At 70.2% G+C, this 18,954-nt stretch carries 22 protein-coding genes and 2 tRNA genes; 14 read left to right on the top strand and 10 right to left on the bottom strand.

The genetic code is table 11. From position 1 onward, the window contains the following. Window positions 1-13: 13 nt before the first annotated feature. Complete coding sequence (locus tag ACW14X_RS11830) at window positions 14-580, bottom strand: hypothetical protein (protein WP_040757544.1); 567 nt, start codon at window positions 578-580, stop codon at window positions 14-16. Between the two features lie 333 nt (window positions 581-913). Then, entirely contained in the window at window positions 914-1,450 is a 537-nt protein-coding gene (locus ACW14X_RS11825) for a type III effector (RefSeq protein WP_350836672.1), read from the bottom strand. Between the two features lie 272 nt (window positions 1,451-1,722). Here ACW14X_RS11825 and ACW14X_RS11820 point away from each other — a divergent pair, with 272 nt between their 5' ends. Both ACW14X_RS11820 and ACW14X_RS11815 read left to right on the top strand, forming a co-directional pair. Next, a complete protein-coding gene (locus ACW14X_RS11820; protein WP_457165713.1) occupies window positions 1,723-3,534 on the top strand; it encodes a hypothetical protein in 1,812 nt (603 codons plus the stop codon). Window positions 3,535-3,614: 80 nt separating this feature from the next. Further along, a complete protein-coding gene (locus ACW14X_RS11815; protein WP_457165712.1) occupies window positions 3,615-4,502 on the top strand; it encodes a DMT family transporter in 888 nt (295 codons plus the stop codon). Here the strand turns inward: ACW14X_RS11815 and ACW14X_RS11810 are convergent. After that, window positions 4,499-4,741 (bottom strand): hypothetical protein, encoded by a 243-nt coding sequence (locus ACW14X_RS11810; protein ID WP_160025614.1) that lies wholly within the window; start codon window positions 4,739-4,741, stop codon window positions 4,499-4,501. The genes ACW14X_RS11815 and ACW14X_RS11810 overlap by 4 nt on opposite strands. Window positions 4,742-4,917: 176 nt before the next feature. Continuing rightward, window positions 4,918-6,102: a glycosyltransferase gene (locus ACW14X_RS11805; protein ID WP_457165711.1), complete on the bottom strand. Its 1,185-nt coding sequence runs from the start codon at window positions 6,100-6,102 to the stop codon at window positions 4,918-4,920. 91 nt (window positions 6,103-6,193) lie between these two features. On the opposite strand from ACW14X_RS11805, the gene ACW14X_RS11800 reads away from it, so the two are divergent. The 11 genes from ACW14X_RS11800 (at window position 6,194) to ACW14X_RS11750 (ending at window position 13,302) form a co-directional block, all read left to right on the top strand. Beyond that, complete coding sequence (locus ACW14X_RS11800) at window positions 6,194-7,225, top strand: pirin family protein (RefSeq protein WP_457165710.1); 1,032 nt, start codon at window positions 6,194-6,196, stop codon at window positions 7,223-7,225. A 21-nt stretch (window positions 7,226-7,246) separates the two neighbouring features. Continuing rightward, on the top strand, window positions 7,247-8,185 hold the full coding sequence (locus ACW14X_RS11795; RefSeq protein WP_160025612.1) for an ROK family protein: 939 nt from the start codon (window positions 7,247-7,249) through the stop codon (window positions 8,183-8,185). After that, complete coding sequence (locus ACW14X_RS11790) at window positions 8,182-8,571, top strand: CidA/LrgA family protein (protein ID WP_160025611.1); 390 nt, start codon at window positions 8,182-8,184, stop codon at window positions 8,569-8,571. The genes ACW14X_RS11795 and ACW14X_RS11790 overlap by 4 nt, the downstream gene beginning before the upstream one ends. Window positions 8,572-8,647: 76 nt before the next feature. Then, window positions 8,648-9,325, top strand: coding sequence for an LrgB family protein (locus ACW14X_RS11785; protein WP_457165709.1), 678 nt, complete (start codon window positions 8,648-8,650; stop codon window positions 9,323-9,325). Between the two features lie 27 nt (window positions 9,326-9,352). Beyond that, complete coding sequence (locus tag ACW14X_RS11780; protein WP_457165708.1) at window positions 9,353-10,783, top strand: amidase; 1,431 nt, start codon at window positions 9,353-9,355, stop codon at window positions 10,781-10,783. 74 nt (window positions 10,784-10,857) lie between these two features. After that, window positions 10,858-10,930: transfer RNA gene (locus ACW14X_RS11775), tRNA-Thr, on the top strand. 67 nt (window positions 10,931-10,997) lie between these two features. Continuing rightward, window positions 10,998-11,071, top strand: a tRNA-Met gene (locus ACW14X_RS11770). Between the two features lie 47 nt (window positions 11,072-11,118). Further along, window positions 11,119-11,289 carry a 50S ribosomal protein L33 gene (gene rpmG, locus ACW14X_RS11765; protein ID WP_091042824.1) on the top strand — a complete coding sequence of 57 codons (171 nt, stop codon included), beginning with the start codon at window positions 11,119-11,121 and terminating at the stop codon, window positions 11,287-11,289. Between the two features lie 198 nt (window positions 11,290-11,487). After that, on the top strand, window positions 11,488-11,895 hold the full coding sequence (locus ACW14X_RS11760; RefSeq protein ID WP_160025608.1) for an FAS1-like dehydratase domain-containing protein: 408 nt from the start codon (window positions 11,488-11,490) through the stop codon (window positions 11,893-11,895). After that, window positions 11,895-12,293, top strand: a complete 399-nt coding sequence (locus tag ACW14X_RS11755; protein ID WP_160025607.1) for a MaoC/PaaZ C-terminal domain-containing protein — start codon at window positions 11,895-11,897, stop codon at window positions 12,291-12,293. The genes ACW14X_RS11760 and ACW14X_RS11755 overlap by 1 nt, the downstream gene beginning before the upstream one ends. Then, entirely contained in the window at window positions 12,286-13,302 is a 1,017-nt protein-coding gene (locus tag ACW14X_RS11750) for a UDP-N-acetylmuramate dehydrogenase (protein ID WP_457165707.1), read from the top strand. The genes ACW14X_RS11755 and ACW14X_RS11750 overlap by 8 nt, the downstream gene beginning before the upstream one ends. On the opposite strand, the gene ACW14X_RS11745 is transcribed toward ACW14X_RS11750, so the two are convergent. Beyond that, window positions 13,280-13,951, bottom strand: coding sequence for a response regulator transcription factor (locus tag ACW14X_RS11745; RefSeq protein ID WP_350836660.1), 672 nt, complete (start codon window positions 13,949-13,951; stop codon window positions 13,280-13,282). The genes ACW14X_RS11750 and ACW14X_RS11745 overlap by 23 nt on opposite strands. Then, window positions 13,948-15,057, bottom strand: coding sequence for a sensor histidine kinase (locus ACW14X_RS11740; RefSeq protein ID WP_457165706.1), 1,110 nt, complete (start codon window positions 15,055-15,057; stop codon window positions 13,948-13,950). The genes ACW14X_RS11745 and ACW14X_RS11740 overlap by 4 nt, the downstream gene beginning before the upstream one ends. Before the next feature lie 171 nt (window positions 15,058-15,228). On the opposite strand from ACW14X_RS11740, the gene ACW14X_RS11735 reads away from it, so the two are divergent. Next, entirely contained in the window at window positions 15,229-15,594 is a 366-nt protein-coding gene (locus tag ACW14X_RS11735) for a DUF6223 family protein (RefSeq protein ID WP_350836658.1), read from the top strand. A gap of 46 nt (window positions 15,595-15,640) precedes the next feature. Here ACW14X_RS11735 and rlmC read toward each other — a convergent pair whose 3' ends face one another. The 4 genes from rlmC to ACW14X_RS11715 are packed head-to-tail and all read right to left on the bottom strand — an operon-like array spanning window position 15,641 to window position 18,947. Further along, the gene (rlmC, locus tag ACW14X_RS11730) at window positions 15,641-16,753 is read right to left on the bottom strand and encodes a 23S rRNA (uracil(747)-C(5))-methyltransferase RlmC (RefSeq protein ID WP_457165705.1); all 1,113 of its coding nucleotides are present in this window, start codon (window positions 16,751-16,753) and stop codon (window positions 15,641-15,643) included. Window positions 16,754-16,756: 3 nt separating this feature from the next. After that, complete coding sequence (locus ACW14X_RS11725; RefSeq protein WP_355019350.1) at window positions 16,757-17,161, bottom strand: DUF4190 domain-containing protein; 405 nt, start codon at window positions 17,159-17,161, stop codon at window positions 16,757-16,759. A gap of 1 nt (window position 17,162) precedes the next feature. Next, complete coding sequence (locus tag ACW14X_RS11720; protein ID WP_457165704.1) at window positions 17,163-17,870, bottom strand: DUF4190 domain-containing protein; 708 nt, start codon at window positions 17,868-17,870, stop codon at window positions 17,163-17,165. Window positions 17,871-17,885: 15 nt separating this feature from the next. Further along, window positions 17,886-18,947: an adenosine deaminase gene (locus ACW14X_RS11715; RefSeq protein WP_457165703.1), complete on the bottom strand. Its 1,062-nt coding sequence runs from the start codon at window positions 18,945-18,947 to the stop codon at window positions 17,886-17,888. Window positions 18,948-18,954: the final 7 nt, after the last annotated feature.

Raw genomic sequence — 18,954 nt, 5'->3', positions numbered from 1 at the left:
ATGGTCATGTTCCTCAGAAGGTGCCGAGCGGACCCAGCGGGTTCGGGACCTGGTCGACGGGGAGGCCGTCGAGAGCCGGGTTGTCCATCGGGAGCAGGAAGGAGACCTGCTCCATCTCGCTGTCGGACAGCTCGGACGGCATCGCGCCGCCCATGATCTTGTCCATCACGATGCCGGGCGCACCGACGTAGGCGCCGGAGACGACCATGGCGGCACCGTTGCCGACCTGGTGCGAGCCACCGTCCCAGTTCACCCAGGCCTTCTTCTGCGCCGGGCTCAGCTCGCCGCCGGTGGCACCCATCAGGATGAGGCCCGGAGCGCCGACCCAGGCGCCGGAGACCATGCGGGCCGCGCCGCCGGTCGCCTGACCGGCGCCACAGATGAAGCCGGCCCAGGCCTTCTGGCTCGAGGGCGAGAGGTCGGAGGCACCGGCGGAGTTCTCCTTGATGCACTCGGCCTCGGTGCGGTTGTGGTGGGTGCCATCGGCTGCGGAGGCGGTACCCGTGGTCAGTGCGACTGCGACACCCGAGAAGGCGGCGACGGCCGCGACGCGGCGGAGCAGCCCTGTCTTCATGTTCATTTCGTACCTTTCATCGATCAATTCGAATTGAAACATCACGCACGGACGCGACCCCCGGACCGATAACAGACGCATCGATACGTTCGCATCCGGGAAATGATGCTAGGAGCATCCGGGGTCATCAGCGCAAGCGACACGGCGGTTTTCGTGTCAACTAAGTACCGAATGAAATGTAATGACGTAATTTGCGGCAAACTGCAACGCCGTTGTTTGATCGCGCGTAAATGCGCAGATGGCCCGGCCGTGCACGAGTGCACGCCTAGGCCATCTGGGGACGGCGCCGATCGGATCGTGGTGGGAGCTACGACCGGTCAGCAGCTGTCATGTCGCCGCTCAGAAGGATCCGAGGGGAGCCATCGGGTTCGGGATCTGCTCGGTGGGAACACCGTCGAGCGCCGGGCTGTCCTGCGGGATGAGGAACGTGACCTGCTCGAGCTCGCTCGGCGACAGGTCGCTCGGGGTCGCCCCGCCCGCGATCTGGTCGAGGATGATGCCGGGGGCACCGACGTAGGCGCCCGCGACCATCATGGCGGCACCCTCACCGATCTTGTGGCCGCCCTCGTCCCAGTTCTCCCAGGCAGCCAGCTGCTCCGGGGTGATCGGGGAGCCGGTGGCGCCGGCGAGGATCAGGCCCGGGGCGCCGACCCAGGCGCCGCTGACCATCTGGGAAGCACCGCCGGCGACGTAGGAGCCGCCGAGGATGAAGTCCTCCCACGCCTTCTGCGAGGAGGGCGAGAGGTCGGAGGAGGAGACGCTGGCGGTGGTCGGCGCCGGCGCGGCGACGGCCGTGCCGGTGGTCAGTGCGAAGGCGACACCCGAGAAGGCGGCGACGGCCGCGGCGCGGCGGAACAGCCCTGTCTTCTTGCTCATTTCATACCTTTCATCGTCAATTCGAATCGATCGCAGCGCGGCCGCCGAGCTGATAACACTCGCTTCGATACGTCCGCGTGCGGTTCATGACGCTAGGGATGCTCACCGTGCGATGTTCCGTTCGACACGGCTTCGTAATTACCAAGTGGACGTAAACGTTCCATACCGCCGGGTAATACCATGCCCGGTCGGGTTAATGGGTTCCTGGAATTCGTCGAGCGCGCTAGATTGCCGCGTCCACTTTCTCGGGACCCCCCACCTAGAAGGCCTCGATGAGCTCGGCAACGTACGCACGTGTGATGGCTGATCCCGGTCGGCCGAGGAAGGGCGGCAGGATCGTCCTGTCGGTGCTCCTCGGACTGCTCGGCGCCCCACTCCTTCTCGTCGGGGCGGGTCTGGCCATCGCCGCTGGGCCCGACGACGTCCTGATGGGCAAGGAGACCCCGATCGCGCAGGGCGCGGCGTACTCCACGCCGGAGGCGTTCGCCTTCGACCGGCTTCCGGTCACGGTTCGCGTGGAGGCGATGGGGGAGGCGTACGTCGGTGTCGGCAACCCGGTCGACGTGCTCGACGTCGTCAAGGGCACCAGGGCCGTCGAGATCGCCAAGACCCCGCTGACCAGGGTCAGCGGTGCCGCCGGCTCGGGGGAGAGCGTGCCGGATGCCTCCGGAGCGCCGTGGTGGGACGAGTCGGTCTCGGGCTCGGGGACCCAGGAGCTCGACGTGACGCTGACCGGGAAGCCGGTCTCGTTCCTGGCCGCGAGCCGGGACGGTGCGCCGATCAAGCTCGCCTTCGGCTATCGGCTCGATGGGATCTTCCTGGTCGCGCTGGGCGTCGCGGGCCTCGGTGCCCTGCTGCTGGTCGGCGCGGTCGTGCTGCTGACCAGGAGACGTGAACGCCAGGACCAGTGGCAGCCGCCGCGGCCGCCGGCTTCGTACGCCCAGCCGCCCCACCCCGCCCAGCCGAGCTACCCGACCCAGCCGGCCCGCCCGGTCCTGACGGGGCCGGCAGGGCCGGCGGGACCGATGGGGCCGGCGGGACCGATGGGGCCGACGGGGCCGGCGGGGCCGAGGGGGCCGGCGGGGCCGGCGCCGGCTCGCCCAGCCATGCCGCGCCCGCCGGCCGGCGGGCTCTACCGCCGCCTGGGCATGGCGGCCGGGATCGGCGTCGTGGCGTTCTCGCTCACGGGGTGCTCGATGCCCGCGTCCGTCGAGCTCGACGAGCCCAGCAAGGTCTCGCTGCGGAAGGAAGACGTAGCCGGGCTCATGAAGGACTGGAACAAGCGCAACAACAAGGCGATCAAGGCCAACCAGCCCGGGAAGTGGAAGGAGGAGGCATGGACCGAGGCCGACAGTGGCCCGGTCCTGGCCAAGGACCAGCTCACCTCTGCGGTGAACGAGGGCTTCGACGTCCGGGACCGTCCGCCCACCTGGACGGCGGTGCCGGGGCGGGTGTGGTCGGTGCAACTCAGCGAGTACCCGATGTGGGCTGTCGTGGAGATCGGCGTCAAGGGCGCGAAGAAGCCGAAGCTGACCCGGTTGGCCGTCTATGAGCAGCAGGACGCCCTCTCTCCCTGGAAGGTACGCAGCAGCCTCGGCGTCAAGAAGAAGGCCGTTCCGCCCGAGGTGGAGGGCGCGGACCCGGTGCCGGCAGCGGCGACGAAGCAGGTCGAGGAGGTCGCTGCCGAGATCGACGCCTACCTGGAGAAGCCGAAGAAGATCGACGGCCTCGACGGGTTCAAGAAGCTCGCCGAACCCGGCGACGAGATCGCCGCGTACGCCTCGGACATGGGCGTCGACATGGTCAAGACGACCGCCGAGCCCTTCGACGAGACGAGCATCCGCGCGGTTCAGACGGCCGAGGGCGTGCTGGCGATGCTGGACTTCACGACCAACTCGATCGTCGGTGGCCAAGGCACCGAGTGGGAGTGGAACCCGCCCTATGACGACTTCCGCAGCCGGGCCGGCAAGAACCTGTCGATCCGGACCGCGGTCACGGTCGCGGTGCTGGTGCCGAAGGACGGCGACCCCTCGGTCCTCGGGGTCGAGTACGGCGAGATCCTGGGCGCGAAGGTGAAGAGCTGACCCTCAGGGTTCATCCGCTGATCGCACGATGCTCGCGTGCGCGGCGGGTGGGCTTTCCTCGCGAGGTCTAGCGTCGAAGCATGGATCATGCTGCGGCCGTGAGCCTGGCCATCGGCGCATGCGTCCTGTTCTCGCTCTCCGCCGCCGTCCAGCAGCGCGCCAGCGCCCTCGCGCCCGGTCGCAGCGGCGGGATGGCCGGCGTCGAGCAGCTGATGCTGGCGCTGGTGCGCAACCCGCTGTGGGTCACCGGTGCGGCGATCAACGCGATCGGCTTCGGGGTGCAGGCGGTCGCGCTCCACCTCGGGTCGGTCTCCGTCGTGCAGTCGGTGATGCCGACGCAGCTGCTCTTCGCGCTCGTCTTCGCCTCGATCGCGGCCCGCCACTGGCCGACGGTCTCCGACTGGGTCAGCGGAGCCGCGATCTGTGGCGGCGTGATCCTGCTGGTCACCGACGACCATCGCGGCGGCACCTATGCCGACGTCGGCCGCGTCGCGCTCTTCGCCGGGTGCGTGGCGGTCGTGATCTGCGTACTCCTGCTGGTGGCCCACCGGTTCCCGCCACCGGTCGCGGCCGCGACCACGGCGGTCGCGGCCGGCTGCTCGTTCGCGACGACCTCGGTGCTGCTGAAGATCACCGCCGACCGGGCCGCCGCCGACGGATTCCTCGGGCTGCTCACGCTGCCGGCGTTCTACGGGCTGCTGTGCACCTGTGGCCTCGGCATCGTGCTCACCCAGGCGGCCCTCGCCGCCGGCCCGCTGCCCTGGGCGATGGCGGCGATGACGATCACCAACCCCACCGTCTCGTACGTCGCCGCGGTGGTCGCCTTCGGCGCCTCGGCCCCCACGCTGTGGGTCGCAGTGAGCGCGGCCGCGCTGCTGGTCACCGGGATCGTCGGGCTCGCCCGGTCACGGTCGGCGGACAGGTGGACGCCGGTGCAGCACGAGCGGACCGAGATCCGGGTGTCCTAGCGGTCCTGCATCGACCGCGGCCACGAGCGCCGCCTGGTCGACCTGGGCTTGAGGTGCTCGGGCAGCGCACTGATGTAGGGCGCGGCATGCCGACACTCGCCACAGGTGACGTCTCGATAGTCGTAGGAGGTCAGCGGATCTTCTCCGTACGCGCGACACACCGGACCGAAGGAGTCGGCGAAGTGGGTCTGCTCCGGCGTCACCGGCTTCACCGCAGCCTGGGTGGTCAACTCGCTCATATGCCCCTCATATGGTCATTGGCATGAAATACCAGGATGGCGACGAGACCTAGGTCTTCGTGTTCTGAACGTGGCCAAAGAAGCGGCCCCGGACGGATAACGACCACGGCTGAGTAACGTTATCCCCACAAAGAAAACGCGGCTCCGACACTCTGGCGACCTCGCTCGGCGAGGTTCTACGCGTAGCGCCGAGCCCGACGGGACGCCTGCCGCTGCCGCGAGCGCGCGAGGAGATAGGTCGGCGCGGTCTCCTGCGCGAGGCTCTCGTGAAGCTCCAGCATGTCCTCGATCGTGCGCGACCAGGGGAACTGCTCGGCCCGCTCGCGTGCCGCGCGCCGGGTCGCCACCACCGGCCGCTCGGCGACGTCGATGACCGCGTCGGCCAGCGCTGCCGGATGGGCGGACGCCCAGGCTCCGCACCGGAGGTCGATGAGCTCACGGGCGCCGCCGCGGTCGGCGGTCACCACCGGCGTACCGCTGGCGAGGGCTTCCAGGACGGCCAGTCCGAAGGTCTCGCGAGGGCAGACGGAGAGGGCCACGTCGGCCTCGGCCAACGCCCGGGCGATCCGCCGGCGGTCGGAGACGTGCCCGTGGAAGACGACCGGCGCCCCGGCGGCGAGGGCCTCGATCTCGGGACGGTGCGGCCCGTCGCCGTAGACGTCCATGCGTACGTCGAACCCGCGGCGATGCAGCTCCACGGCGGTGGCGACGGCGAGGTCGGGAGACTTCTCGCGGGAGAGGCGGCCGACGTGGATGAGCCTCAGGGTGTCGTCGCGGTGCCCGAGCGAGGGGTGGAAGAAGTCGAGGTCGACGCCCAGCGGCACCTGCGCGATCGGGCAGCCGACGGTCGCAGCCAGCGGCTCGAACTCGTGCCGGGCGTAGTCGGAGGTCACCAGCACCTGGTCGAAGGAGCGCACCAGCATCCGGTTGAGCAGCGCGGTGGAGACCTTCGAGGTGGTGTCCATACCGGTGTAGGTGGGCATGTACTCGTCGAGCCGCTCGTGGGAGAAGAGCACCGTCCCGATGCCCTGGCGCCGGGCCCAGCGGGAGACCGGCAGCATCGTGAACTTGTCGCTGACCTCGAGGCTCGTCGGGTTGAAACGGGTCAGCACGTCGGTCACCCGCCACGGCTCGATGATCAGCCGGTAGCCGCCGCCCACGCGTGGCGCTCTCAGCTGCACCACCTCGCCGAGGTCGGTCGAGGTGACCGAGTCGTACGGGCCGGGGACGACCAGGAGCCGGTCGTGGCCCGCCTCGAGATAGCCACGGGCGAGGGCCTCCAGAGCCGTCTTCATGCCGCCGGAGGTGGGGCCGACGAAGTTCGCGAGCTGAGCGATGAGCACGGCCACATCGTGTGGCATCGAGGTAGCCCTTCGGCGACCTCGATGTGACGTCGGCATGGCGAGGCGGCGTATTGGTTCAGGGGCGCGTCGGCCGGAGTAGCGTTGGGGCATGACAAACCTGGACGCGCACCCCACCCCCGTCGAGTGCGTCGGTGGAAACGGGGACGAAGGCGTCGAGATCCAGATCATCACCCCGCGAGACGTCCCGCTGGGTGGTCCGCGAGCGATGAACGTACGCCGCACCCTGCCTGCTCGCTCGCGCTCGCTGATCGGCGCGTGGTGCTTCCTGGACCACTACGGTCCCGACGACGTCGTCGTCTCCGGCGGGATGGAGGTGCCGCCCCACCCGCACACCGGGCTGGAGACGGTCTCCTGGCTGTTCACCGGGGAGATCGAGCACCGCGACTCGGTCGGCACGGTCGCGATGGTGCGCCCGGGCGAGGTCAACCTGATGACCGCCGGGCGCGGGATCTCCCACTCGGAGAACTCCACGCCCGAGACCACCGTGCTGCACGGGGCCCAGCTGTGGGTCGCGCTGCCGAACGAGTTCCGCGACGTCGAGCCGGCGTTCCAGAACCACGTGCCCACGCCGATCGAGCGCGACGGGGCGACCGTGCGGGTCTTCATGGGGTCGCTCCTCGGCGTCACCTCGCCGGTGCGGACCCACTCCGAGATCCTCGGCGCCGAGATCCTGCTCGAGCCCGGCACCCGGCTCGAGATCCCGGTCGACGAGCGGTTCGAGCACGGCGTACTCGTGGACACCGGCGAGGTGTCGATGACCGGCCTCGGCGCGTCCGGCCCGGCGTCGGCCGACGTGGAGAAGGACTCGCTCGCCTACGCCCCTCCGGGCGCCACCACGCTGATCCTGCAGGCCGGTGAGGCGTGGACCCGGCTGCTCCTCCTCGGCGGTACGCCGTTCGGTGAGTCGATCATCATGTGGTGGAACTTCGTCGGACGCACCCACGAGGAGGTCGTCGGCTACCGCGAGGAGTGGCAGGGCCAGATCACCCGCGGTGGCGGCGAGCTGGTCGAGGACTCCCAGGACCTGACCGCGGGCCGTTTCGGTGTGGTCGAGGGCAACCACCAGCGGCCGATCCCGGCACCCCCGCTTCCCAACGCCCGGCTCCGCTCGCGGTCTTAGGTCCGTGCTTAGACTGCAGTCGTGAGTGACGAATCCTCAGACCCAGGGGTCGTGCTGGCCGTGGCGGTGGGCCGCAGCCGCAGCCAGGCGGCGGTCTTCGACCTCGCCGGGCGCGAGCTGGCCGGTGACACCCGTGACCACGAGGTCGGCATCTCCGCCGAGGTGCTGATGCCCGAGGTCGTCGAGCGGATGACCAAGATGGTGACCTCGATCGACCTGCCGGTGCTGGCGATAGGGATGAGCCTGCCCGGGGTGGTCAACCCCGATCTCGGGATGAGCATCGACACCCCGGCGATGGGCGGTTGGGACGGCGTCCAGCTGGCTCCCTACTTCACCGCGCTGACCGACGCGCCGCTGATCCTCGCCCACGACGCCCACGCGCTGGCGCGATCGGAGCTCTTCAACTCCGACCATCCCGTACGCAACGCCCTGGTCGTCAAGGCCTCGACCGGTCTCGGCATGGGCATCATCGTCGACGGCAAGGTCGTCACCGGCGCTCTCGGGGCGGCCGGCGAGATCGGCCACACCCGCATCGACGCGGCCGGGGACCGGCCCTGCCGCTGCGGCTCGACCGGCTGCCTGGAGACCGTCGCCTCCGGCTGGGCGCTCGCCCAGCGGCTGACCGACTCCGGGGTCCCCGCGGGCCACGTACGCGACCTGGTGGCCGCCGCGCTCGCCGGTGACGCCGTCGCGCGCGGGCTGCTGCGCGAGGGCGGACGACAGCTCGGCGAGGTCGTGGCCACGGCCGTCAACCTGCTCAACCCGGAGGTCGTCGTCATCGGCGGCGACATGGCCGGCGCCTTCGACCTCTACACCGCCGGGGTGCGCGAGAGCGTCTACGCCCGCTCCAACCCGATCGCCACCCGCGAGCTCACCTTCATGGCTCAGCTCCACGGCGACTCCTCGGGCCTGGTGGGCTGCGCCGCGATGGCGATCGAGTCCCTCTCCGACCCGCAGTGATCGTCGGCCTGCTCTGGCTGCTCGGGTGCCAGCTGGCCGGAACCGCGATCGTCGAGCTGACCGGGATCCCGCTGCCGGGTCCCGTCGTCGGGATGCTGCTGCTCTTCGTCGTCCTCGTCCTGCGGCGCCGTGACGGTGAGGACGACCCGGTCATCCAAGTCGGCGACTACTTCCTCTCCCACCTGCAGCTCTTCTTCATCCCGGCCGGAGTCGGCGTGATCGCCTACCTCGCGGTCATCCGCGACGAAGCGCTGCCGATCGTCGTCGCGCTGCTCGGCTCCTGGTTGCTCGGGCTGGCCGTCGTCGGCTGGGTGCTCACCCTGTTCCTGCGCCGGGTGCCGTCGGTGGCCGGCACCGAAGGTGCTCCGGGGGAGGAGATTGAGTGAGCGAGCGTCAGCGAGCGACAATGAGCCTCAAACCGTCACGTCCGTACTGTGGCGCTTGCGCTACGGAGGTGGCGGTTTGAGCGTCATTCTGTGGCTGTTCGTGACGGTGGCGGCGTACGAGTTCGGGCGGTGGCTTCGGGCGCGGACCGGTTCGCCGCTGGCCCAGCCGGTGGCGGTGGCGATCGTGATCGTCGGCACCCTGCTGACGGTCAGCGGCACGAGCTACGACGACTACGCCGACGCCACCACGCTGATCAGCTTTCTGCTCGGCCCGGCGACGGTCGCCCTGGCGATCCCGCTCTACCACCAGGTCGCCCGGCTGAAGGGGATGGTGGTGCCCGTCCTGGTCGCGCTGACCGCCGGCGCGGCCGTGTCGATGGTCAGCGGCATCCTGCTGGTGCGCTGGCTCGGTGGCGGCGATGTGCTGGAGCGGACGATGGCTCCGAAGGCCGTGACGACGCCGGTGACGATCGAGCTGACGGAGCGCCTCGGCGGCTATCCGGAGCTGTCGGCGGCCTTCGCCATCGTGATCGGAATCGTCGCCGCGATGGTCGCACCGCGGGTGCTGACCCTGCTTCGGATCCGCGACCCGCGCGCACGCGGCGTCGCGGTCGGTGCGGTCTCCCACGGGATCGGCACCGCCCGGATGCTGGAGGAGAGCCAGGTGGAGGGCGCCTTCTCCGGACTGGCGATGGGGCTCACCGCGGTGGTGACCTGTCTCATGATTCCGCTGGTGGCGTACTTCCTCCTCTGACCTTGCTCACGCCTTAACGTTGGTTTCATGGCTCGAGTGCACGCCTTCACCGACGACGTCCTCGGCACTCTCGACGCGGTCGGGGTCGCCGAGGCTCTGCGGCGCGGCGACTTCAGCACTCTCGAGGCGGTCGAGGCGTCCATCGCCCGGATCGAGGCGGTCGACGCCGCGCTCGGAGCGATGGCCTACCGCACCTTCGACCGGGCCCGGATCCAGGCGCGTGCTCCCCGGGCCGGCTTCTTCGCCGGCGTACCGACGTTGATCAAGGACAACACCGACGTCGCCGGTGTGCCCACCAGGAACGGCACGGATTCGTACGTCATGCCGCCGGCCTCACGCAACGGCGAGATGACCAAGCTGCTCTTCAAGCTCGGGCTGCTGTCGCTGGGGAAGACTCAGCTCTCGGAGTTCGGGTTCTCGGGCACGGCCGAGCATGCGCGGCTCGGCGCGGTGCGCAACCCGTGGGACACCGGCCGGGTGGCCGGGGCGTCCTCGGCGGGTTCGGGTGCGCTGGTGGCCGCCGGAGCCGTACCGATCGCCCACGGCAACGACGGCGGTGGCTCGATCCGGATACCGGCGGCCGCGTGCGGGTTGGTCGGGCTCAAGCCGACCCGCGACCGGCTGCCCCAGGACCCGCTCTACGGCCTGCTGCCGCTCAAGATCGTCACCGACGGCGTGCTGACCCGCTCGGTACGCGACACCGCCGCCTTCTTCCGGGAGGCCGAGAAGGCGCACCACACCTCGCTGCCGCCGATCGGGGACGTCACCGGCCCCGGGTCGAAACGGCTGCGCTGCGCCATCTTCACGGGTGCGCTCGGGCGCGACGCCAGTCCCGAGGTCGCCGAGCTGACGTTGAAGACGGCGGCGGTGCTGGAGGAGCTCGGTCACACCGTCGAGGCGGTGCCTCCGCCGGTGCCCGAGACCTTCGCCGACGACTTCGTCCTCTACTGGGGGACCTTGGCGGTCGCACTGGTCAACGCCGGCCCGCTCCGCGGCAAGACCTGGGACCGCACCCGGCTCGACAACCTCACGGTCGGCCTCGCCCAGCACACGCTCAAGAACGCCAAGTACGTCCCGGCCGCCATCGTCCGGCTGCGCAAGGCGCAGGCGATCGCGGAGGGGTTCCATGCGGCGTACGACGTCGTCCTGACGCCGACGGTCGCGCACGAGACCCCGGAGATCGGGCGACTGGCTCCGGGCCAGGTCTACGAGCTGGTCATGAAGGGGCTGATGGACTGGGTCGCGTTCACGCCGTGGCAGAACGTCACCGGTGGGCCGGCGGTGTCGCTGCCCATTCAACAGACCATCGCCGGGCTGCCCCAGGGGATGATGTTCGGGGCGGCACCGGGACGCGAGCGAATGCTGCTCGAGCTGTCCTACGAGCTCGAGGAGGCGATGGGTTTCGCGCGCATCTGGGAGCCCGATCGAGGCGCCGAGGGCCCCTCTGACCTGCGATGATGCGGTTGGCGGCGGGAAGGGCCCTGCCGATTTGTTGAGCACGCCGCCCCTACCGTAATGTTCTCTTTCGCAACGCCCCTTTAGCTCAGTCGGCAGAGCGTCTCCATGGTAAGGAGAAGGTCTACGGTTCGATTCCGTAAAGGGGCTCTGGGTCCATTAGGATTCTTGGGTTGAGGTCCCGCAGTAGGAATACTGCGGGCCTGATTCCTGTTGAGGCGGGGTAGCTCAGGCGGTTAGAGCGCACGACTCATAATCGTGAGGTCGCGGGTTCGATCCCCGCCCCCGCTACCGCCAAAGACCGCATCACCTCGATTCAGCACCGTAAGGAAACTCCTGTGGCCAGCAAGAGCAGCGACGTTCGCCCGAAGATCACCCTCGCTTGCACCGAGTGCAAGGAGCGGAACTACATCTCGAAGAAGAACCGTCGGAACGACCCCGACCGTATCGAGCTCAACAAGTACTGCCCGCGTTGCCGCAAGCACACCGCGCACCGCGAGACCCGCTGAAGCCTGTCTTCTAGGTAGAGCGCGACACTGATCGGCGCTCCGAACGCCCCGCCCCGAGTTCCGGGAGGCGGGGCGTTCGTCATTTGCCGAGACGTCACCCCGGTCGGTCGAGTTGGCACGGCTCTGCCAACTCGGCCGACCTACGTGACGCTTCGGCCGACGCGGGCGACTTCTCGGCGGGCCACTAGAGTTGTCCGCATGGCAGTTGATGGGTCGCTCGTAGGGCGCGCGTTTCCTCCGACCAGGCCCTATCGGGTCACCGATGAGAAGGTGCGGGAGTTCGCTGCCGCCACCGGTGTGAGCTGGGAGAGCGGGGACCCGGTTCCGGCGACGTTCCCGATCGTGCTCGCCTTCGACGCGATGAACGCCTTCCTGGACGACGTCCAGGTCGAGCTGTCGCGGATCGTGCACGGCGAGCAGAAGTTCGCGTACGCCCGGCCGATCGCGCCGGGGGACGTGCTGGTCGCGACCCTGAGCGTCGCCTCGCTGCGGCAGATCGGCGGCAACGACATCATCGGCACGGTCTCGGAGATCACCGACGAATCCGGGGCGGTCGTGTGCACCACCTCGGCCACCCTGGTCCACCGAGCGGCGGAGGTCGCGTGATGGCACTCGAAGCAGGCGCCGAGCTGGCCCCGAAGACCTACCCCGTCACCCGGGCGTCGCTGGTGCGCTACGCCGGGGCGAGCGGCGACTTCAACCCGATCCACTGGTCCGACCGGATCGCCACCGCCGTCGGCCTCCCCGGCGTGATCGCCCACGGCATGTTCACCATGGCGCTGGTCGCCCGGGCGGTCTCCGAGTGGACCGACGGTGCCGAGGTCGTCGACTTCGGCGCCAAGTTCACCAACCCGGTCGTCGTACCCGACGACGACGAGGGCACCTCGGTGACGGTCAGCGGCACCGTGAAGTCGGTCGAGGACGGGCTGGCGACGATCGCCCTGACCGTCGTCTCCGGCGACCAGAAGGTCCTCGGCATGCCGAAGGTCTCCGTACGTGTCTGAACTTCTCGCGAAGCACACCACCTTCCATCTCGGCGGCCCGGCGGCGGAGTTCGTCACCGCGACCACCGAGGCGGAGATCATCGAGGCCGTGACCGCGGCCGACATGGCCGGGAAGGACGTGCTCGTCCTCGGCGGGGGCAGCAACCTGGTCGTCGCCGATGCCGGCTTCCCGGGCACCGTCGTCAAGCTGGCTACCACGGGCGTCGCGGCGGAGCCGTTCGAGGGTGGCGTACGCGTCACGGTGGCTGCCGGCGAGACCTGGGACGACTTCGTGACGACCGCGGTCGACGAGGGCTGGAGCGGCGTCGAGGCGCTCTCCGGCATCCCCGGCAGCGTGGGCGCGACCCCGATCCAGAACGTCGGGGCGTACGGCCAGGACGTCTCCCAGACCATCACCTCGGTCAAGGTGTTCGACCGCGAGCTCCGCGAGGTGCGAAGCTTCACCGCCGGGGAGTGCGCGTTCGGTTACCGCTGGTCGCGGTTCAAGGAGCGACCCGGCCGCTACGTGGTCCTCGGGGTCACCTTCCGGCTCGGCACCGACGGCGAGACCGGCTCCCCGATCGCGTACGCCCAGCTCGCCGGCGCCCTCGGCGTCGAGCAGGGCACCCGGGTGCCCTCCAAGCAGATCCGCGAGGCGGTCCTGGCGCTGCGTCGCAGCAAGGGCATGGTCATCGACGAAACCGACCACGACACCTGGTCGGCGGGCTCGTTCTTCACCAACCCCGTGGTCGCCCCCGAGGACGTGCCTGCGGGCGCTCCGGCGTACCCCCAGCCCGACGGCACGGTGAAGACCTCCGCCGCCTGGCTCATCGACCACGCCGGCTTCAAGAAGGGCCACGGCAACCCGAGGGTGTCGCTCTCCACGAAGCACACCCTCGCCCTCACCAACCGCGGCCAGGGCACGACCGAGGACCTGCTCGCCCTGGCGAGAGAGGTACGCGACGGGGTCGAGGCGGCGTACGGGATCGTGCTCGTCAACGAGCCCGTCATGCTCGGCGTGGAGCTCTAGGAGCGACCAGCCCCGACTCGTAGGCGAACACCACGAGCTGGGCACGGTCGCGCGCGTGCAGCTTGGTCATCGCCCGGTTGATGTGGGTCTTGGCGGTCAGCACGCTGATCACCATGGCCTCGGCGACCTGGTCGTTGGTCATGCCCCGGGCGACCAGGGCGACCGCCTCGCGCTCCCGGTTGGTCAGCTCGGCGAGCCCGAGGGGAGCGTCGGCAGGGGAGGGCTGGCTGACGTAGTGGTCGATCAGCGCGCGGGTGACCGATGGCGCCAGCAGCGCGTCCCCGCGGGCGGCGACCCGGACCGCGTGCACGAAGTCCTCAGGCTGGATGTCCTTGACGAGGAACCCGGTGGCCCCGGCACGCAGGGCCTCGAGGACGTACTCGTCCATCCCGTAGTTGGTCAGGATCACGACGCGGACCTCGCTCAGAGCGGGGTCCGCGGCGATCCGCCGGGTCGCCTCGAGACCGTCGGCCACCGGCATCTGGATGTCGACCAGGGCCACGTCGGGCAGATGCTCCCGGGCGAGCGCCACCGCCTCGACGCCGTCGGCCGCCTCGGCGACCACCTCGATGTCGTCCTCGATGTTGAGAAAGGCCCGGAACCCGCTGCGGATGAGCGGCTGGTCGTCGACCAGGAGCACCCGGATCACGACGTACGCTCCACCGGCAGCCGTGCCTCGACCATGAAACCGCCCTCCTCGCGGGGCTGAGCCCGCAGCTGACCTCCGAGGGCGGAGACCCGCTCCCGCATCCCGAGCAGCCCGATGCCGGGCACGGTCGTCGCCGGGGCGCCGGTGCCGTTGTCCTCGACCCGGATCCCGAGGGAGTCAGGCCGGTGGTCGATGTGGACCGACGCGGTGGTGGCCGCGGCGTGGCGGGTCACGTTGGTCAGCGCCTCCTGGACGATCCGGTAGGCCGTCCGGCCCACCGCGACCGGCACCGCGCCGGGCTGCCCGTCGACGGTCAGCGTGACGTCCAGCCCGGTGGACCCGGCGGACCCGACCAGGTCGCGTACGTCCTCGAGCCCCCGCGGCGGGTTCGGATCGTCGTCGCGCAGCGCCGTCAGCGTGGCCCGCAGCTCGCGGGCCGCCTCGCGCCCGGCCTCCCGGATCGCCAGCAGCGACTCGGGGACCTCCTCGCCACGTCGCTGCGCCACGTGGACCGCTGCCTCGGACTGGACCTTGATCACCGAGATCTGGTGGGTGAGCGAGTCGTGGAGCTCGCGGGCGATGTGCAGCCGCTCGTCGTCGGCCCGGCGCTGTGCCGCGGCCTCCCGGGTGCGCTCGGCCTCGTCGGCACGCCGCTCGGCCTGCCGGAGCGCCTCGCCGGCGGCGCCTGCCGCGATCAGCCAGGCGATCTCCAGGGCCCCGCGCGCCTGCTCGGAGGCGGCGCGGAGGTCGCCCACGGAGGCGTACGCCACCAGGAACAGCCCGCTCTGCATCGCCACCGCGGCGAGCACCGTGACCAACCGATGCCCCTCCCGCACGGCTGCGTAGACCGCGACCAGGAACGCGATCACCGCGACGTCGATCCCGAGTGCCTGGAAGGCCAGCCCGCACGCGCCGCTGGCGACCAGCACGGCGACCGGTGCTCGGCGCCGGAAGACCAGGACCAGACCGCTCGCGACCAGCGCGGCGTAGCCGAGAAGCTCGTTGCCCGAGTCGGGCTGACCGCCGCTCAGCGCAGCCGCCAGCTGGGCCACGGCCACACCCGCGGCGATGACCCAGTCTCCGACCGTGATCCGCTGCCTGGCCATGCGAGCAGGATATGCCCGCGCCCGCCACCCGCGAGTCCCTCTGACGCAGGAGATCCGGCTACCACGTACGCAGTAGCGACGGCTCCGAAGAGTCCACGCAGGCAGGACGACTCCGGCGTGCGTCGACGGGACGATCGAGTCATCCGATCGAACTCGATGAAGGAGCCCTCCATGTCCCTGAACGACGTACTCATCAGCGCCGCTGACCCTGACGTCGGCGCCTACACACTGACCACCGCCCGGCTGTGGGCGACGCTCGCCGCGTTCGTCGGCCTGGCCGGCGCGGTCGCCGGTGCGGCAGCGCTGGCCCGTGCCGTACGCGGCGTCGGCAACCGTGGCCGCAACGGCGCCGTCGTGGCGCTCGGCTGCGGCACGATCGCCCTGGTCATCGGCGTCGTCAACCTCCTCGTGGCCGACGGCGGACCCGGCACCGGCAACGGTGTGGTCGGCGGCGGCATGGCGATCGTCCTCGGCCTCACCGGCCTCGTCCTCGGCGCGCTGACCCTGGCCAGATCGCGCCGAGTCGGCGCGAGCTGACGTGATTCCCCGTCGAGTCGGCTCGTCAGAACGAGCCGACTCGGCATCAGGATCGTTCGAGGAGCATGAGCACTTCGTGGTGGTCGGTGTTGGGGAACATGTCGAGCAGCCGTGCCGACACGGGGCGGAGCGATGGCATGTCGCGCAGGTCGCGGGCCAGGGTGTCGACGTTGCACGAGGAGTAGACGACGTGCTCGACCCCCGACTGCTCCAGCCACCCGGCGAGCGACGAGCCGATCCCGCGCCGCGGCGGGTTGACGATGACCAGGTCCGGCGCGGAGCCGGCCGAGCGTGCGTACGCCGCCGCATCCCCGGCCACCCAGCTGGTGCCCGGCAGGCCCAGCTCCGCGGCTGTCGAGGCGGCCGCTTCGACCGCCTGCTCGCTGGACTCGACACCGAGCACCTGCCGCCCCGGAGCGGCGACGTGCAGCCCGAACCCACCGACGCCGCAGTAGAGGTCCCACACCGACTCGGGCGCTGCCGCGGAGACCAGGTCGCGGGCATGGCGGTAGAGCGCGGCCGCGACATCGGTGTTGGTCTGGAAGAACGAGTGGGGACGCAGCCGCAGACCGATCCCGTTGACCTCCATCGTGAGCGCCTCGCGGGCGGTCAGGAAGATCTCCTCAGGCCCCTCGATGACGGCCTTGTGCTCCGGCTGGATGTTGACCGAGGCGACGCCGATCGGGAGGTCGTCCAGCAGCGCCGGAAGGTGCTTGCGCAGCCGGGCCAGCGCCTCGGTGGACCGCAGCACCCAGCGCACCATCAGCTCCCCGCCGGGCGCCTCGGTGACGATCACGTGCTTGAGCTCGCCGCGCCGCTCCGGCACGGAGTAGGGAGTCAGCCGCGCGGTCGTGACGAACCGGGAGAGGACCGGCAGCGCGGCCTGCAGGCCCGGGGTGTGCAGCCCGCACGCGAGCAGGTCCACCCCGAGACCGTCGTGCGACAGGATCCCCATCGTCGGCGCCTCCACCGAGCCGGCGACGACCATCTTCGCCTTGTTGCGGAAACCGGCCTCCGGGCTGGAGACCGGTTCCTCCCAACGTACGTCACCGAGTGCCTCGGCGACCCGCCGCTGTTTCTGCGCGAGCTGGTCTGCGTACGCCATCTCCAGCCAGCGGCAGGAGCGGCAGGCGCCGGAGGTGAAGTAGCCGCAGTCCATCCGTCAGATTCGGCTGCTCAGCATCGCGTTGATGCTGTCGAACGTCGTGCTATCGGTCTCGTTGGAGGCGACGACGATCATCACGATGATGAAGATGATGTAGGCGATCCAGAAGAGCATGTAGAGCGCCCCGAAGATCGTCCCGATGAGACCGGTGATGAAACCGGCCTGAGCGTTGCCGCGCCCGCTGTAGGCAGCCGGGTTGGCGTCGATCTCGGCCATCACCCGCTTGCCCTTGACCCATCCGAACGGTGCGACGAAGACGCCGATCCCGCCGCACATGACCGACAGGCACAGCCCGACGATCCCGAGGACCATCGCCGAGTTCGCCTCAGGATGCGGAGGGGGCTGCGGGAAGCCGTAGGGCGCCGGTGCGGGCTGATAGCCGGGCGGGGGCGTGTCCGTCATCTCAGAACTCGCTGTCGTAGGTCTCGTAGCCGCCGTCGTAGCCCGGGTCGTCGAACCCGCCGCTGACGCCGATGATGACGATGACGACGATGGCCAGGATGCTCAGCACCAGCAGGATGGTGCCGATGAGGCCGAGGATGAAGCCCGCCTGCGCGTTGCCGCGGCCGGTCAGGGCACCGGCCGACGCGTCGATCCGCTTCTTGGCCGAGAGGCCCATGAACAGGGCGAACGGCGAGAGGACGATGGGGAGGCCACAGAGGAATGACCCCACGAGCCCGACGATGCCGAGGACCATCGCCGTGGTCGCCCCCGAGTCGGGGGTGCCGACCGGACCGGCGTACGCAGCCGGAGCACCGTAGGGCGCCTGACCGTAGCCTGGCTGAGCACCATAGCCCGGCTGACCACCGTAGTTCGGCTGACCGCCGTAGGCGGGCGGCGGAGGCGTCTGTCCGTAGCCGGCCGTCGGCGGGGCCGGCGGCTTCTGGTCGAACGTCGCGCCACCGTAGGGGTTGGACGGCTGCTCACCGTAGGTCTGGCCGTACATCGGCTGGGTCGGCGCAGGCGGCGTCGACGCAGGCGGAGTCGCCACCTGGGTCTCGTCGCCCTGGGTCGGCTCGTCGGGGGTCGGCTCGGACGGGGTCGGCGGAGGCGGGGTGGAGGCGTCGGCCGGCTTGTTGGGATCGGGCTGATCGTCGGACGGGTTCGTCATGGCCGACATTCTGTCTTAACTTGCCGGATCCGTGGGTTGCGAGGGCGCGCTGATCCAGTCGTCGATCTCGGCGAGCAGACCTTTCTTGGTCGACTCGGGCGCGGTCGACGCCGTGATCGACATCCGCGCCAGGTCGGCGAGGGTCTCGTCGGTCAGCTCGTGAGCGGCCCGCATGGTGGCGTACTGCGCCGCCAGCCGGGACCCGAACAGCAGCGGGTCATCGGCCCCCAGCGCCACCGTCGCACCCGCGTCGAGCAGCTGCGGCAGCGGCACCGAGGTCAGGTCGGAGTAGACGCCGAGCGACACGTTGGAGGTCGGGCAGACCTCCAGCGCGACGCCCGCGCGCACGATCTCGTCGAGCAGCGCCGGATCCTCGGCAGCGCGTACGCCATGACCCAGCCGGGTCGCGTGCAGCGACCGCAGCACGGTGCGGATGTGCTCGGGCCCACGCAGCTCACCGCCGTGCGGCATCAGCCGCAGACCGGCCTTCTCGGCGATCTGGAAGGCGTGGTCGAACTCCTCGGTCCGCCCGCGCCGTTCGTCGTTGGAGAGCCCGAAGCCGACCACGCCGTGGTCGACGTACTGCGCGGCCAGACGCGCCAGCGTGCGCGCGTCCATCGGGTGCCGGGTGCGGTTGGAGGCGATGATCACCGCAATCCCGAGCCCGGTGGACCGCTCCGCGTCGCGGACTGCGTCGAGGACCAGATCCGTGAAGGCCGTGATCCCGCCGAACTTCGCCGCATAGCCCGACGGGTCGACCTGGATCTCGAGCCACCTGCCGCCGTCGCGTACGTCGTCCTCGGCGACCTCCATGACCAGCCGCCGGATGTCCGCCTCGGTGCGCAGCACCGAGCGCGCCACGTCATAGAGACGCTGGAACCTGAACCAGCCCTTCTCGTCGGCCGCGCTCAGTGCCGGCGGCCACTCCGAGACGAGCTGGTCGGGCAGCCGGATCCCGTCGCGGGTGGCCAGCTCGAGCAGGGTCTCGTGGCGCATCGCACCGGTGAAGTGCAGGTGCAGATGCGCCTTGGGCAGCGTACGTAGGCTGCGCCGGTCTCGGGGTCGGTCCTCACTCACGCGACCA

It is taken from the genome of Nocardioides sp. YJ-D4, assembly GCF_054031495.1.
The sequence above is the reverse complement of the archived record's forward strand: the minus strand, read 5'-3'. Positions and strand labels throughout refer to the sequence as shown.

Bases quoted from the DNA above. Each gene is read 5' to 3' on its own strand.
- ACW14X_RS11830 (WP_040757544.1), bottom strand. From the start codon at position 580: ATGAACATGAAGACAGGGCTGCTCCGCCGCGTCGCGGCCGTCGCCGCC.
- ACW14X_RS11825 (WP_350836672.1), bottom strand. From the start codon at position 1,450: ATGAGCAAGAAGACAGGGCTGTTCCGCCGCGCCGCGGCCGTCGCCGCC.
- ACW14X_RS11820 (WP_457165713.1), top strand. From the start codon at position 1,723: ATGAGCTCGGCAACGTACGCACGTGTGATGGCTGATCCCGGTCGGCCG.
- ACW14X_RS11815 (WP_457165712.1), top strand. From the start codon at position 3,615: ATGGATCATGCTGCGGCCGTGAGCCTGGCCATCGGCGCATGCGTCCTG.
- ACW14X_RS11810 (WP_160025614.1), bottom strand. From the start codon at position 4,741: ATGAGCGAGTTGACCACCCAGGCTGCGGTGAAGCCGGTGACGCCGGAG.
- ACW14X_RS11805 (WP_457165711.1), bottom strand. From the start codon at position 6,102: ATGCCACACGATGTGGCCGTGCTCATCGCTCAGCTCGCGAACTTCGTC.
- ACW14X_RS11800 (WP_457165710.1), top strand. From the start codon at position 6,194: ATGACAAACCTGGACGCGCACCCCACCCCCGTCGAGTGCGTCGGTGGA.
- ACW14X_RS11780 (WP_457165708.1), top strand. From the start codon at position 9,353: ATGGCTCGAGTGCACGCCTTCACCGACGACGTCCTCGGCACTCTCGAC.
- ACW14X_RS11760 (WP_160025608.1), top strand. From the start codon at position 11,488: ATGGCAGTTGATGGGTCGCTCGTAGGGCGCGCGTTTCCTCCGACCAGG.
- ACW14X_RS11755 (WP_160025607.1), top strand. From the start codon at position 11,895: ATGGCACTCGAAGCAGGCGCCGAGCTGGCCCCGAAGACCTACCCCGTC.
- ACW14X_RS11740 (WP_457165706.1), bottom strand. From the start codon at position 15,057: ATGGCCAGGCAGCGGATCACGGTCGGAGACTGGGTCATCGCCGCGGGT.
- ACW14X_RS11735 (WP_350836658.1), top strand. From the start codon at position 15,229: ATGTCCCTGAACGACGTACTCATCAGCGCCGCTGACCCTGACGTCGGC.
- rlmC (WP_457165705.1), bottom strand. From the start codon at position 16,753: ATGGACTGCGGCTACTTCACCTCCGGCGCCTGCCGCTCCTGCCGCTGG.
- ACW14X_RS11725 (WP_355019350.1), bottom strand. From the start codon at position 17,161: ATGACGGACACGCCCCCGCCCGGCTATCAGCCCGCACCGGCGCCCTAC.
- ACW14X_RS11720 (WP_457165704.1), bottom strand. From the start codon at position 17,870: ATGACGAACCCGTCCGACGATCAGCCCGATCCCAACAAGCCGGCCGAC.